Below are 14589 nucleotides of genomic sequence, written 5' to 3'. Positions count from 1 at the left end.
GACGGACTAGACGGCAGGGACCACCGGCGCCAGGTGGGTGTCGCGCCGCACCAGTGCTGCGTAGCGTCCGTCCCTGGCCAGCAGCTCCTCGTGAGTGCCCCGCTCGGCGACTCGGCCGCCGTCGAGGACGACGATCTGGTCGGCGTCGCGCACGGTGGAGAGCCGGTGCGCGATGGTGATCGTGGTGCGACCGGCCGAGAGGGCGTCGATGGCCTGCTGAACGGCCTGCTCGGTGCGGGTGTCCAGGGCGCTGGTGGCCTCGTCGAGGATGAGGACGGGCGGGTCGCGCAGAATCGTGCGGGCTATGGCCAGACGCTGCTTCTCCCCGCCGGAGAAGCGGTAGCCGCGCTCTCCCACGAGGGTGTCATAGCCGTCCGGGAGGGAGGCGATGTGGTCGTGGATCTGGGCGGCCTCGGCCGCCGCCACGATCTCCTCATCGGTCGCGTCGGGTTTGGCGAAGCGCAGGTTCTCGGCGACGGAAGCGTGGAAGAGATAGGTCTCCTGGGAGACAACGCCGATGGCCCGGGCGAGAGTGTCGAAGTCGAGGTCGCGGACGTCCACCCCGTCGAGCAGCACCCGGCCACCGGTCACATCGTAGAGCCGGGGCACCAGATAGCTGAGGGTCGTCTTGCCGGAACCGGTCGGTCCGACGACTGCCAGGCTGCCGCCCGCGGGGACGGTCAGATCGATGCCGCGCAAGGTGCCCTTCGACGAGCCGCCCTTCGTGCTCTTCGACGGGCCGCCCTTCGATGCGCCGGGGGCCGTGCCCTCGTAGTGGAAGTCGACGCCGTCGAAGCGGACTTCGCCGCGCACCTTCTCCAGCCGCACCGGGTCGGGCGGCTCGGTGATGTCGATCGGCAGGTCGAGGTATTCGAAGATGCGGGCGAAGAGGGCGAGGGAGGTCTGCACCTGCACACCGGTGGACAGCAGGCTCACCGTGGGCCGGAGCAGCCCCTGCTGGAGCGAGACGAAGGCGACGAGCGTGCCGATGGAGACGGCCGGGCCACCGGCCTGGAGGGCGATTCCCGCGGCCCAGTAGATCAGCGCGGGCATGGCGGCCATGACGATGCCGATGGTGGACATCCGCCAGCGGCCTGCCATGTTGGAGCGCACTTCCAGGCCCACGAGGCGCTCGGATTGCTCAGCGAACTGCTGGGTGAGCGACTCGGACCGGCCCATGCTGCGGCCGAGCAGGATTCCGCTCACCGACAGCGACTCGGTGACCATCGCGGACATGGTCGCCATCTGCTTCTGGCGCTGCGAGGTGATCTTCTTGCGCTCGGCGCCGACCCGACGGCTGATCCAGACGAACACCGGCAGCAGGAGCAGCGAGACGATGGTCAGCCGCCAGTCGAGCGCGAGCATCGCGACGACGGTGGCGACCACGCTGGTGAGGTTGGAGACCAGCGAGGTCGCGGTGGAGGTGACGGTGGCCTGCATACCGCCGATGTCATTGGCGATGCGGGACTGCACCTCGCCGGTGCGGGTGCGGGTGAAGAAGGCGAGCGGCATGCGCTGCAGCCGGTCGTAGACGGCGGTGCGCAGATCGTGCATGACGCGCTGGCCGACGGTGGTGGAGATCAGGGTCTGCAGAACGCCGAAGACGCTGTTGACGACGGCCGCGGCGATCATGCCGAGGGCGAGCAGGGTGAGCAGTCCGGTGCGGCCGTCGGGGATGGCGGTGTCGAGGATCTCCCGGAGCAGGAACGGGGTGGCGACCGAGACCAGCGCGGAGGCGGCGACCAGCAGGCCGACCACGGTGAGCCGGCCGCGGTAGGGACGGAACAGCCGGAGGATGCGGCGCACTTGGGCGGGCTGCTCGGGCTCCTGGGCGGACGGGGTCCATGACGGTGGTGTGTCGGGGTGCATGGGCTCCTTCTGGAGTCAGGGAGGCCGCCGTGAGTGACGGCATGGTCGAGCCGTGATCGCGGCGGCGCGGGCTTTGAGAGCATAGCTCATTGTTACCTATACTCACAATGAACCCGGTCCTGATAAACTCCGATCATGCCCACCCCCGAGACATCCGGCCTCCTCGCGGAGCAGCTGCTGCGCCTGACCCGCAGACTGCATCGCGCCCAGATGCGCCATATGGAGCCACTGGGCATCACCCCCGCCCAGTCCCGCCTGCTGCGCACCGTCTCCCACAGCGACCAGCCGCCGCGGATGGCGGACCTGGCGCAGCGCCTCGAGGTGGTCCCGCGCGCCGTGACCACGCTGGTGGACGCCCTGGAGGCGCATGGCTCGGTGCGCCGCGTACCGGATCCGTCCAACCGCCGGGTGGTGCGCATCGAGCTCACCGACACCGGGCGGGCGACGCTGCGCGCGCTGCGCGAGGCCCGCCGAGCCGCCGCGGAGGACATCCTGGCACCGCTCAGTGATCAGCAGCGCGACGCGCTGGGCGATCTGCTGGACACCCTCTCCGGCACCCCGGACCACCGCTGCTGAGGTGGTCCGGACCCTTCAGCCGCTGCGGGAGACACTGCCCGCGGACTCGGTGCGGCCGGTCCCCGCCTGGGCGACGGGGTCCTTCTCCTCAGCCGTCTTCTCCTCCTCGGCCGCCACCCCCTCGGGCGTCGCCTCTTGAGCCGCCGCCCCCTCGGCCGCCCCCTCGGCCGCCTCCTCGCCCGAGAGAACCCGCTGGGCCTTCCGCGCGTCCAGTGCGCCCTCCCAGCGCGAGACGGCGAAGACCGCGACGCAGTTGCCGAGCAGATTCGTGGCCACCCGCATCGAATCCATGATCCGGTCCACTCCCAGCAGCAGGGCCACGGCGGCGGCCGGGATCACCCCGAGGGCCGAGGCGGTGGCGGACAGCGCGAGGAAGGCGGAACCCGGCACTCCGGCCATGCCCTTGCTGGTGAGCATCAGTACGAGGATGACGGTGATCTGCTGCCCCAGGCTCAGGTCCACCCCGACCGCCTGGGCGATGAACAGCGTGCCCATGGAGAGATAGATCGAGGCACCGTCGAGGTTGAAGGAGTATCCGGTGGGCAGCACCAGGCCCACCGCGTCCTCCCGGCACCCCGCGGCGCGCAGCTTCTGCATCATGCGCGGCATGACGGTCTCGCTGGACGCGGTGCCGAGGGCCAGCAGCATCTCCTCGCGGGTGTACTTGACGAACTTCCAGAGACTGAGCCCGGTGATCGCCTTGAGGGCGACGGCGAGCAGGACCAGGAAGAGCAGTGCGACGCCATAACACAGCGCGATCAACTTTCCGTACGTCGACAGGGCCTTCAGGCCGTACTCTCCGACGAGATGGGCCATGGCCCCGAAGACGGCCAGCGGCGCGAGCCGCATGATGAAGCCGACGACGGCGAAGACGATCCCCTGGGCCTGGTCGACGGCCGAAAGGATCGCGGGCACCTTGGTCTTGCCCAGATGCAATACCGCCGCGCCCACCAGACAGGCCAGCACCAGCACCTGGAGCAGGGAGTTCTCGGCGAAGGCGCCGACCGCGCTGTCCGGCAGGGCCTCCAGGATGAACTGGTCCGTCGACGGCAGATGGCCGCCGCCGGTCTGCTCGTCCACAGCCGAGCTGTCGAGCGAGGCGGGATCGATATGCATACCGGTGCCCGGCCCGGCCAGATTGGCGGCGAGCAGACCGAGGACCAGCGCCACGGTGGTGGCCACCTCGAACCAAATCAGCGCCTTCAGCCCGATTCGCCCGAACGCCTTCAGATCCCCGGCCTTGGCGATACCGCCGACGACCACGCAGAAGACGAGGGGCGCGATCACCGCCTTGATAAGGCGGACGAAGCCGTCGCCGAGCGGCTGAACGGCCGTGCCCACGTCCGGCCAGAGCCGGCCGACCGCGACACCGAGCACGAGGGCGCAGGCAACCTGCGCGAACAGGGAGGTACGCAGCAGTCTTGCTACGCGCCGGGGAGCCGAAGGCGCTGATACGGAGTGCGGCACGGAATCTCCTCCGGGGCGGGACTTCTGGGATGCGGAAGATTGATTCCGCGCGGCGCCCACTATGGCGAGCGCACGTTTCCGCCGATGAGATCCGTGTAACAGCCGGGAAAACCCTGGCGCCGCGCTCAGGCGGCCAGATGCGCCTTGTCCCCCATGACCACCACCGGGTGCAGCTTGGGGTCGAGGTTCTTCAGCAGATACTCCATACCGGACTTGGAGAGGCTGACGCAGGCCGAGGTGCCGCTGCCGTGATCCATGTGCAGCCAGATGCTGCCGCCCTTGCTCTGCCCTTCGGGCCGGGTCTGGTCGAGCGGCGAGGCGCCCTTGACCCGGTTGTAGTCAATAGCGATGACGTAGTTGAAGTCCGTCCAGTGGGACTTGGGCCAGTAGTGGGGCGCCGCGAAGGAGCCGGAGGCTGTATACGGCAGCCGGGCGCCGGGGTCGGGCAGCACCCCGCCCGCGTCGCTGAGCGTGTAGACGCCGACCGGGCTGCGCTTGTCGCCCTCGTGATGGCTCGTCGTCCAGCCGCGCTTGCCGTTGTGCGCCGTCCAACTGTGTGTCCGCTCCCATGCCTTGCCCTGCTTGGTGTAGAGGACCACGGTCGCATCCGCGGAGTTCACCCCTTTGCCGTAGACCGCCACGACCTGACGGGACTGGTCCGGGATCCGGGACTGGAGCGTGTCCCCCACATCCGGGATGCGCGTGGGATCCGGCGCGGGCGCCCCGCTGCGCAGCGCTTGTTTGCCCGAGTTTCCGCCCTTGTCACCGCCGCTGTCCCCGCCGCCGTCGCCGCAGGCGGTAAGAAGGACAAGGGCCGCGGCGGCCGCCGCCGCCGCGCGCATGGACATCGTGCCGGAGATTCGCATGTCCCCATGGTCCCACCTGCGTAGGACAGTGCCGTATGCGGGATTGGCGTGTTCCGGCCGCTCCCGGGAAAACCAGTTGAACTCCGCACCTTGGGAACGTCAACCTTTCACGTCTCCTACCAGCCCTCCTCAGCCCGCCCGACCTTGGGACGTCATGCACATTCGCGATCTTCCGTATCCCGACCCCGGCCGACCCGACGTACGGTCAGGTCCGCGGTTTCTCTTCTGGCTGGGCCGGAATCAGTTGGGCGGGCAGATCAAGGCGGCCCTCTGGGGTCTGGTGCATATGGCCGCGCTGGTGTCCTTCCCCATCGCCATCGGCTTCGGCGTGCAGGCGGTCGTGGACCGCTCCGGCTCCCGGCTGGCGATGGCCGGAGCGCTGATGGTGGGGCTCACCGTGCTCACCGCGCTGGGGGACGCCATGCTGCACCGCGCGGCGGTCACCAACTGGATCACGGCGGCGGCACGGGTGCAGCAGTTGCTGGCCCGCAAGGCGGTGGAGCTGGGCTCCGCCCTCACCCGGAGGGTGGCGGCCGGTGAGGTCGTCGCCGTCTCCACGGGCGATGTCGAGAAGATCGGCTGGTTTGTGGAGGCCCTGTCGCGCTTCACGGCTGCCGCGATCACCACCGTCGCGGTCTGCGTGGCCCTGGTTCTCTACCAGCCGGCGCTGGGAGTGGTGGTGGCGGTCGGGGTGCCCGCGCTGGCGCTGGCCGTGCTGCCGCTGCTGCCGCGCGCGGCGCGCAGGGCGGATGAACAGCGGGAGAAGGCGGGCCGTGCGACCGAGCTGGCCTCGGACACCGTGGCCGGGCTGCGGGTGCTGCGGGGCATCGGCGGGGAGGAGCTGTTCCTGGGGCGCTACCGGCATGCCTCGCAGGAGGTGCGGATCGCGGCGGTGCGCAGCGCGCGGATGTGGGCGCTGATCGCGGCCGTGCAGGTCGCGCTGCCGGGGCTGCTGCTGATCGGTGTCGTCTGGTACGGGGCGTCGCTGGCCCGCGACGGACGGATCGAGGTGGGCGAGCTGGTCACCGTCTACAGCGCGGTGACCTTTCTGCTCTTCCCGCTGCGGCACTTCGAGGAGATCGCCATGGCGTACTCCTTCTCCCGGCCCTCGGCGCGGCGCGCGGCCCGGGTGCTGGCGCTGCGGCGCTCCTCCCCGGACAGCGAGGGCGCGGCCACCGTGGACAGCGGTGAGCGCGGGAAGGTGCAGGAGGCCACCGCGCCGCTCGGCGGGGATCTGTACGACCCGGCGAGCGGGATGCTGGCGCCCAGCGGGCTGCTGACCGCGGTGGTGTGCGGCGACCCGGACGCGGCGGGGCGGCTGGCCGACCGGCTCGGCGGACATCCCACCCACGACGGCCCGGGCGACGGGGACCCCGGCGGGGCACCGTCGGCGCTGCTGGGCGGGGTCGCCCTGGACGAGGTGCCGCTAACCGCGGCGCGCGCGGCGGTGCTGGTGCAAGACAAGGATCCGGTGCTGCTGTCGGGGGCGCTCGCCGAGCTGCTGGATGTGCCGAGGTCCGGCGAGGTCACGGCGGAGAAGGCGCTCGAGGCGGCCCAGTGCGGCGATGTGCTGGACGCGCTGGCGCAGGCGTCGGCCGCTGAGGCGGATGACGCCGGCCCCATGCGCACCCGGATCACCGAGCGCGGCCGCTCGCTGTCGGGCGGCCAGCGGCAGCGGCTGGCGCTGGCCCGCTCGCTGGTGACCGATCCGGAGGTGCTGGTACTGGACGAGCCGACCTCCGCGGTGGACTCGCACACCGAGGCGCGGATCGCCGACGGGGTGCGGGGCCTGCGGGCGGGCCGGACGACCATCGTGCTCACCTCCAGCCCGCTGCTGCTGGACCGGGCCGACCGGGTGGTGTTCGTGCCCGACGGCGAGGCGGCGGGGGTGGGCACCCATCGTGAGCTGCTGGGCACCGATCCCGCGTATCGAGCGGTCGTCACCCGCGAGACGGAGGACGAGGCCGCCGTGCGGCGGGCCGGGCGGGGCGCCGGGCCGGCCGGACACGGCGTGAAGGGAATCGGGCGGATCGAGGAACAGATCGAGGAGTCGGCATGATCGGCGTGGCCCCGCCCGTCTATGACCCGGCCGCACCGGAGTCGGCGACGACGCTGCCGGTCGGCACACCCATCACCGTGCGGGCCTATGTGCGTGAGCTGCTGCGGCGGCATCGGGCCGCGTTCACCGTGCTGATGGTCGTGAACGCGACCGCGGTGATCGCCTCCATGGTCGGCCCCCAGCTGCTGGGGGGCCTGGTCGAGGATCTCTCCCAGGGCGAGGAGGACCTCCACATCGGCCGCATCGTGGCGCTGTTCACGGTGGCGCTGGTGGTGCAGACCGTGTTCGTCCGGATGGTGCGGCTGCGCGGGGCGGTGCTGGGCGAGGAAATGCTGGCGGATCTGCGGGAGGACTTTCTCGTCCGGTCGGTGGGTCTGCCCCCGGGGGTGCTGGAGCGGGCCGGGACCGGGGATCTGCTGTCCCGGATCACCACCGATATCGACCGGCTGGCGAACGCGATGCGCGAGGCCGTGCCGCAGCTGGCCATCGGCGTGGTGTGGACCGGGCTGCTGCTCGGCGCGCTGACCCTGACCGCTCCCCCACTGGGGCTCGCGGTGCTGGTGGCGCTTCCGGTGCTGGTGATCGGCTGTCGGTGGTACTACCGCCGCGCGCCGAGCGCCTACCGTTCGGAGGCGGCCGGCTACGCGGCGGTGTCCGCGTCCCTCACCGAGAGCGTGGACGCCGGACGGACCATCGAGGCCCACCGGCTGGGCGACCGGCGGATCGCCCAGTCCGAGCTGCGCATCAAGCAGTGGACGGCGTGGGAACGGTACACGCTCTGGCTGCGCTCGGTGCTCTTCCCGGTGATCAATGTGAGCTACACGCTGATCACCGGTTCGGTGCTGATGATCGGCGGCGTCTGTGTGATGCGGGGCTGGATGTCGATCGGCGATCTGACCACCGGGGCGCTGCTGTCGCAGATGCTGGTCGAGCCGATCGGGCTGATCCTGCGCTGGTACGACGAGCTGCAGGTCGCTCAGGTCTCGCTGGCCCGGCTGGTGGGGGTGCGGGAGATCGAGGAGGGCCCCGCCGACAAGGGGGTGGTCCCCGGGGGCCGGGAGGTGCGGGCGGACGAGGTGCGGTTCGGATACCACGAGGGCAGCGATGTGCTGCACGAGGTATCCATGAAGGTGCCGCCGGGGACGCGGCTGGCGCTGGTGGGCCCGTCCGGGGCGGGGAAGTCCACCCTGGGGCGGCTGCTGGCCGGGATCTATTCGCCACGCACCGGCCGGGTGACGCTGGGCGGGGCGGAGCTGGCGCGGATGCCCGCCGAGCGGGTCCGTGAGCATGTGGCCCTGGTCAACCAGGAGCACCATGTCTTCGTGGGCTCGCTGCGTGACAATCTGCTGCTGGCCCGCGCCGTCGCCAAGGACGCCGAGCTGTGGGCGGCGCTGGGCGCGGTGGACGCCGACGGCTGGGCCCGCGCGCTGGACGAGGGCCTGGACACCGAGGTCGGATCGGGCGGTCTCGCGCTCACCCCCGCACAGGCGCAGCAGATCGCGCTGGCCCGGCTGGTGCTGGCCGATCCGCATACGCTGGTGCTGGACGAGGCCACCTCGCTGCTGGACCCGCGGGCGGCACGCCATCTGGAGCGGTCGCTGGGCCGGGTGCTGGAGGGCAGGACCGTGGTCGCGATCGCCCACCGACTGCACACCGCGCATGACGCGGATGTGATCGCCGTGGTCGAGAGCGGCCGGATCACCGAGCTGGGCAGCCATGACGAACTCGTCGCGGCGGACGGGGCCTACGCCGCGCTGTGGCGCTCCTGGCATCAGTGAGGGTGGCCGCGCCCCGGCGCGGCCACCCCGGTACCGTCCGGGATTCAGATGATGCCGAGGGCGGCCAGCCCACCCATGCCGCCCAGCAGCATGAAGACCGGCATCAGCACCTTCAACTCGACCCAGCTGCCGGCCCGGAACCGCATCCCCTTCGGCGGACCGAGCGCGTACCAGCGCTTGCGGCCGATCGGGATGGGCCACAGGATCGGGCAGCCGGAGACGGTGAGCGCGTCCCCGATGTCGTGGACCAGGGCGCCGAGTACGATCGGCAGGCCGAGCCAGAGGTACTCCTGGCCCGGTGCGGTGAACAGCCAGTCCGAGCCGTTGCCCGGCTGGTGCAGCACATCGGCGAGGATCCAGGCGCTGGCCGCGCCGAGCAGCCATACCAGGACATCGCTGGAGACCCGGGCCGCGCGCCACAGCAGCCCCTCGACGGCCAGCACCATATGCACGAAGAGGATGCCCAGCACCGCCCAGCGCCCGCCGACCATGGCGAGCGCCGAGGCTCCGGCGCCGATCAGCACCGCCCATACCCAGGTGTGGGTGAGGGTGCGGTGGCCGCCCGAGCGGCGCGGGTCGCCCTGCTTCCTGGTCGCCTTGTAGACGGAGTACGAGAGCTTGTCGATCACCTCGCACAGTCCCTTTGAGATGGGCCCGAAGGCGCGCGATATGGTCGCCGCCTTGTGGTCGAGGTCGGGGGCGAGCGCCGCTCCCGCGCAGATCAGCGCGCCGGTGACCAGCACCGGCCAGGGCATCGAGTGGCCGGCCGCCGCGGCCGCCGCCCCCACCCCCAGCCAGGCCGCCGCTCCGGACAGCGAATGCGCCGGTCCCATCATGGTCGTACCCCGCCCCTGTTCTTTCCCGCTTCCGTGCGGGAGTTGACTGCTTCGGCCCGGCACAGCCTAGCGGCGGGCGATCTTCGTCCGCACAGCCGGTTCCCGTCCCGGCGGGGAAACCAGGCAGTATAGGTGCGTGACTCTTATCGATCAGCTGCCGAGCGACGCCGACCCCGACGCACTTTTCGAGGCGTTCTCCACCTGGGTCGAGGAGCGGGGCATCTCGCTGTACCCCGCCCAGGAGGAAGCGCTGATCGAGGTGGTGTCCGGGGCGAATGTCATCCTGTCCACCCCCACCGGATCGGGCAAGAGCCTGGTGGCGGCCGGCGCCCACTTCGCCGCGCTCGCCCGGGACCAGGTGACCTTCTACACCGCGCCGATCAAGGCCCTGGTATCGGAGAAGTTCTTCGAGCTGTGCAAGCTCTTCGGCACCGAGAACGTCGGGATGCTGACCGGGGACGCGTCGGTCAACGCGGACGCGCCGGTCATCTGCTGTACGGCCGAGGTGCTGGCGTCCATCGCCCTGCGGGACGGCAAGGACGCCGATATCGGCCAGGTGGTGATGGACGAGTTCCACTTCTATGCGGAGCCGGACCGGGGCTGGGCGTGGCAGATCCCTCTGCTGGAGCTGCCGCAGGCGCAGTTCATCCTGATGTCGGCGACGCTCGGTGATGTGAGCCGGTTCGAGGGGGATCTGACCCGGCGCACCGGGCGGCCCACCGCGGTCGTGCGGTCCGTGACCCGGCCGGTGCCGCTGAGCTACGAATACCGGACGACGCCGCTGACCGAAACGCTGACCGAGCTGCTGGAGACCCAGCAGGCGCCGGTCTACATCGTGCACTTCACACAGGCGGCAGCGGTCGAGCGGGCCCAGGCGCTGATGAGCATCAATATGTGCTCGCGCGCCGAGAAGGACGAGATCGCCTCGCTGATCGGCAATTTCCGGTTCACCACCAAGTTCGGCCGGAATCTGTCCCGTTACGTCCGGCACGGGATCGGCGTGCACCATGCGGGCATGCTGCCCAAGTACCGGCGGCTGGTGGAGAAGCTGGCGCAAGCCGGGCTGCTCAAGGTCATCTGCGGTACGGACACCCTCGGCGTGGGCGTCAATGTGCCCATCCGCACCGTCCTGTTCACCGCGCTGACCAAGTACGACGGTCAGCGGGTGCGGACGCTGCGGGCCCGGGAGTTCCACCAGATCGCGGGCCGGGCCGGCCGGGCCGGCTTCGACACCGCGGGCTTTGTAGTAGCCCAGGCGCCCGAGCACGTCGTCGAGAACGAGAAGGCGCTCGCGAAGGCCGGGGACGATCCGAAGAAGCGCCGCAAGGTGGTCCGCAAGAAGGCGCCGGAGGGCTTCGTCAACTGGGGCCAGAACACCTTCGAGAAGCTCATCGCCTCCGAACCCGAGCCGCTCACCTCCCGCTTCCGGGTCACCCACGCGATGCTGCTGTCGGTCATCGCCCGGCCCGGCAACGCCTTCGAGGGGATGCGCCGCCTGCTGGAGGACAACCACGAGCCGCGCAAGAACCAGCTGCGGCACATCCGCCGGGCGATCGCGATCTACCGCTCGCTGCTGGACGGCGGGGTGGTCGAGCAGGTGGAGCCGCAGGGCGCCGACGGTGCGGACGGGGCCGCCCCGATCGTCCGGCTGACGGTGGATCTGCAGCAGGACTTCGCGCTCAACCAGCCGCTGTCCACCTTCGCGCTGGCCGCCTTCGAGCTGCTGGACCCCGAATCGCCCTCCTACGCCCTGGACATGGTCTCGGTCGTCGAGTCGACGCTGGACGATCCCCGGCAGATCCTGGCGGCGCAGCAGAACAAGGCGCGTGGTGAGGCGGTCGCCGCGATGAAGGCGGACGGCGTCGAGTACGAGGAGCGCATGGAGCGGCTCCAGGACATCACCTACCCCAAGCCGCTGGAGGAGCTGCTCTTCCATGCGTACGGGCTCTACCGCAAGAGCCATCCCTGGGTCGGCGACCACCCGCTGTCGCCCAAGTCGGTGATCCGCGACATGTACGAGCGGGCGATGACCTTCACCGAGTTCACCTCGTTCTACGACCTGGCGCGGACCGAGGGCATTGTGCTGCGCTATCTGGCCAGCTCCTACAAGGCCCTTGACCACACCGTGCCGGACGACCTGAAGTCCGACGATTTCCAGGACATCGTCGCCTGGCTCGGCGAGATGGTGCGGCAGGTCGACTCCAGCCTCCTGGATGAGTGGGAGCAGCTGGCCAACCCGGAGGACGAGTCGGCGGAGGAGGCGCAGGAGCGCGCCGACCAGGTCAGGCCGGTCACCGCGAACGCCCGCGCCTTCCGCGTGCTGGTGCGCAACGCGATGTTCCGCCGGGTGGAGCTGGCCGCTCTGGACAAGGTCGCCGAGCTCGGGGAGATGGACGCGGACTCCGGCTGGAACGAGGATGCCTGGGCGGAGGCGATGGACGGGTACTGGGAGGAGTACGAGGAGCTCGGCACCGGACCGCAGGCCCGCGGGCCGAAGCTGCTGCTGATCGAGGAGGACCCCGAGCACGGCCTGTGGCGGGTGCGGCAGACTTTCGACGACCCGAACGGCGACCACGACTGGGGCATCTCGGCGGAGGTGGATCTCGCCGCCTCGGACGAGGAGGGCCGGGCGGTGGTCCGGGTCACCGACGTGGGCCAACTGTAGCCTCCTGGACGCGGTCCACGCCGAGGACCGGCACGGCCCCCTCAGTGAAGGAGCACCACCGATGACCAATCCCGCCGAGCGCCTGGTCGATCTGCTCGATCTGGAACGGATCGAGCAGGACATCTTCCGCGGCCTCAGCCCCGATGAGTCGCTGCAGCGGGTGTTCGGCGGGCAGGTGGCGGGCCAGGCGCTGGTGGCCGCCGGGCGGACCACCGACGGGCTGCGTCCGGTGCACTCGCTGCACGCGTACTTCCTGCGGCCGGGGCGGCCGGGCGTGCCCATCGTGTACCAGGTGGAGCGGATCCGGGACGGGCGCTCCTTCACCACCCGCCGGGTCGTCGCCATCCAGCAGGGTCGCACGATCTTCAATCTGACGGCCTCCTTTCATTCTCCTGAGCCGGGTATCGAGCAGCAGCTGCCGATGCCCGAGGTGCCCGGGCCGGAAGGTCTGCCGAGCCTCGCCGACGAGGTCCGCTCCCATCTGGGAGCGCTCCCCGAGGCGTTCGCCCGCATGGAGCGCCGACAGCCCTTCGACGTCCGCTATGTGGAGCGGCTGCGCTGGACGGACGAGGAGCTCAAGGGCGTGGAGCCGCGCAGCGCCGTATGGATGCGCGCGGTGGGGCCGCTCGGGGACGACCCGCTGGTGCACACCTGCGCGCTCACCTATGCGAGCGACATGATGCTGCTGGACGCGGTGCGGATGCCGGTCGAGCCGCTCTGGGGCCCACGGGGCTTCGACATGGCCTCGCTGGATCACGCCATGTGGTTCCACCGGCCGTTCCGCACGGATGAGTGGTTTCTCTACGACCAGGAGTCGCCCGTGGCCACGGGCGGCCGGGGACTGGCGCGCGGCCGTATCTACGACCGTGCGGGCCGGCTTCTGGTGTCGGTGGTGCAAGAGGGGTTGTTCCGCCCGCTGAGGCCCGCCGAAGGTGCCGCCGGAGAAGCCGTCGACGGCGGCTGAACGCCCCCGGGGTGCGTGCCGCGCCGTGTCTCATCGCCTGCCGACCAGCTTCTGCCACAGGCTCCGCGGGCGGCCCGGAGCCCGGGTGCGGTCCTCTGGCGGTCGCTCCGCCGCGCCGTCCGGGCGCGGCGCCGGCCGGGCCCGGCGGGCATCGCCCAGTGAGGAGGCGAGGGCGGCCCGATAGCGCCGGATCTCCCGTGGGTCGTCGGCCGTGACCACCGCGTCGATGACGTCCCGGACCGCGCCGGCTTCGGGGCGCATCCGGACGAGCGCGGGGCGCAGCTCCCGCAGATGTGCCCGCTCGTACGGATCGGCCACGGCCGAGGCCAGTTCGACGGAGCCCAGCACCGAGGCCAGGACCGCGGCCCGCTCCCAGGGGTCCTCGGTCTGCGCGAGCAGCTGGCCGATCCTGCGGCCGCGCCATTTCGCGGCCCGCCAGTCCTCCCCGGCGGCCAATGCGGCGCTCAGCCCAGGCGGCGTGCGACCGCTCAGCAACTCCGGCTGCCTGATGGCGAACTCGGTCAGCTCCGATGCCAGATAGAGCCATACGACGGCCCGATAGCGATTGACATAGAACCGGACGGGGGCGAAGAAACCCCCGCGCGCGAGACGGGTGAGCCGGCCCTGGCTGATGCCGAGCAGCTTCGCGCCCTCCGCCGTGCCGACCACGCGCAGGCGGACGATGAGCGCCTCCGGGAAGCCCTCGGCGGCGGTCACCCGCCTCAACTCCTCGCACGCCACCCGCCGGCCCAGGCCGGTGGTGACGGTACGCACCTCTCCCAGCTGCACGGCCAGCTCGAACTCTCGCGGCTTGAGCCCCAGCGCCCGGGCCGCCGCGCCGAACGCGACGCTCTCGCCCGGTCCGCCCGGCTCCGCCGGCCCGCCAGGGTCTCCCGGCCCGCTCGCCTGTCCCGGTACGCTCGGCTCCCCGAGCCACTCCAGGCTCCACGGCCCCTGGCTCTCCCGCAGCTCCTGATCCATCCGCACTGCCATGGCGACGTCCTCCCCCGCACTGCCTCAATCACTGACAGTGACGACGATAGCCGCGAAGCAAGACGGCCGGTCAGCCCTGTGGATAACTTCCGCGCGGCATCAGCTGGGTGTGCCGGTCTCCTGCCTGGCCTCGACTCCCAGGTGCTCCCCCACCCGGTTGACCAGCAGCGCCATCTCGTAGGCGACCTGCCCCACATCGGAGTCCGGCCCGGTGAGCACACACAGACAGCTGCCGTCCCCGGCCGCCGTGACGAAGAGGACGCCCTCGTCGAATTCGACCATCGTCTGCCGCACCCGGCCCGTCCGGAAGTGGTGCCCGGACCCCTTGGCGAGGCTGTGCAGTCCCGAGGCCACCGCGGCCAGGTGCTCGGCGTCCTGGCGCACCAGTGTGGAACTCGCCCCCGTCACCAGCCCGTCGTTGGACAGCACCAGCGCATGCCGTATCTCCGCGATCCGCTCGGTCAGGTCGTCCAGTAACCAGTCGAGCCCCTTGTTCACTGCCATATCCGATTCCTC

11 protein-coding genes are annotated in these 14589 nt (G+C 70.9%); 5 read left to right on the top strand and 6 right to left on the bottom strand.

Features of this window, described 5'->3' with window-relative positions; translation table 11 throughout:
• Positions 1–6 precede the first annotated feature (6 nt).
• Entirely contained in the window at positions 7–1869 is a 1863-nt protein-coding gene (locus J5X86_RS30775) for an ABC transporter ATP-binding protein (RefSeq protein WP_208519967.1), read from the bottom strand.
• Positions 1870–2004: 135 nt separating this feature from the next.
• Here J5X86_RS30775 and J5X86_RS30770 point away from each other — a divergent pair, with 135 nt between their 5' ends.
• Positions 2005–2445, top strand: coding sequence for a MarR family winged helix-turn-helix transcriptional regulator (locus J5X86_RS30770; protein ID WP_078646072.1), 441 nt, complete (start codon positions 2005–2007; stop codon positions 2443–2445).
• A gap of 15 nt (positions 2446–2460) precedes the next feature.
• Here the strand turns inward: J5X86_RS30770 and J5X86_RS30765 are convergent, their stop codons facing one another.
• Together J5X86_RS30765 and J5X86_RS30760 are read right to left on the bottom strand one after the other, a co-directional pair.
• Positions 2461–3912, bottom strand: coding sequence for a cation:dicarboxylate symporter family transporter (locus J5X86_RS30765; protein ID WP_208519966.1), 1452 nt, complete (start codon positions 3910–3912; stop codon positions 2461–2463).
• A gap of 125 nt (positions 3913–4037) precedes the next feature.
• Positions 4038–4778: a L,D-transpeptidase family protein gene (locus J5X86_RS30760; protein WP_208519965.1), complete on the bottom strand. Its 741-nt coding sequence runs from the start codon at positions 4776–4778 to the stop codon at positions 4038–4040.
• A gap of 154 nt (positions 4779–4932) precedes the next feature.
• On the opposite strand from J5X86_RS30760, the gene J5X86_RS30755 reads away from it, so the two are divergent.
• Positions 4933–6837, top strand: a complete 1905-nt coding sequence (locus J5X86_RS30755; protein WP_208519964.1) for an ABC transporter ATP-binding protein — start codon at positions 4933–4935, stop codon at positions 6835–6837.
• Positions 6834–8615 carry an ABC transporter ATP-binding protein gene (locus J5X86_RS30750; RefSeq protein ID WP_208519963.1) on the top strand — a complete coding sequence of 594 codons (1782 nt, stop codon included), beginning with the start codon at positions 6834–6836 and terminating at the stop codon, positions 8613–8615. Before J5X86_RS30755 ends, J5X86_RS30750 begins: the two co-directional genes overlap by 4 nt.
• 44 nt (positions 8616–8659) lie before the next feature.
• Here J5X86_RS30750 and J5X86_RS30745 read toward each other — a convergent pair whose 3' ends face one another.
• A complete protein-coding gene (locus tag J5X86_RS30745) occupies positions 8660–9451 on the bottom strand; it encodes a metal-dependent hydrolase (protein ID WP_208519962.1) in 792 nt (263 codons plus the stop codon).
• Between the two features lie 136 nt (positions 9452–9587).
• On the opposite strand from J5X86_RS30745, the gene J5X86_RS30740 reads away from it, so the two are divergent.
• Entirely contained in the window at positions 9588–12116 is a 2529-nt protein-coding gene (locus J5X86_RS30740; protein ID WP_208519961.1) for an RNA helicase, read from the top strand.
• Positions 12117–12177: 61 nt separating this feature from the next.
• On the top strand, positions 12178–13080 hold the full coding sequence (locus J5X86_RS30735; protein WP_208519960.1) for an acyl-CoA thioesterase II: 903 nt from the start codon (positions 12178–12180) through the stop codon (positions 13078–13080).
• Between the two features lie 30 nt (positions 13081–13110).
• Here J5X86_RS30735 and J5X86_RS30730 read toward each other — a convergent pair whose 3' ends face one another.
• Both J5X86_RS30730 and J5X86_RS30725 read right to left on the bottom strand, forming a co-directional pair.
• Entirely contained in the window at positions 13111–14073 is a 963-nt protein-coding gene (locus tag J5X86_RS30730) for a DUF6397 family protein (RefSeq protein ID WP_208519959.1), read from the bottom strand.
• Positions 14074–14172: 99 nt separating this feature from the next.
• Positions 14173–14577, bottom strand: a complete 405-nt coding sequence (locus J5X86_RS30725) for a roadblock/LC7 domain-containing protein (RefSeq protein ID WP_208519958.1) — start codon at positions 14575–14577, stop codon at positions 14173–14175.
• Positions 14578–14589: the final 12 nt, after the last annotated feature.

This window comes from Streptomyces sp. NEAU-YJ-81 (assembly GCF_017592595.1).
Taxonomy (GTDB): domain Bacteria; phylum Actinomycetota; class Actinomycetes; order Streptomycetales; family Streptomycetaceae; genus Streptomyces; species Streptomyces hygroscopicus_B.
Note: the sequence above shows the minus strand (reverse complement) of the source record. Positions and strands in the feature narration are given on the sequence as shown.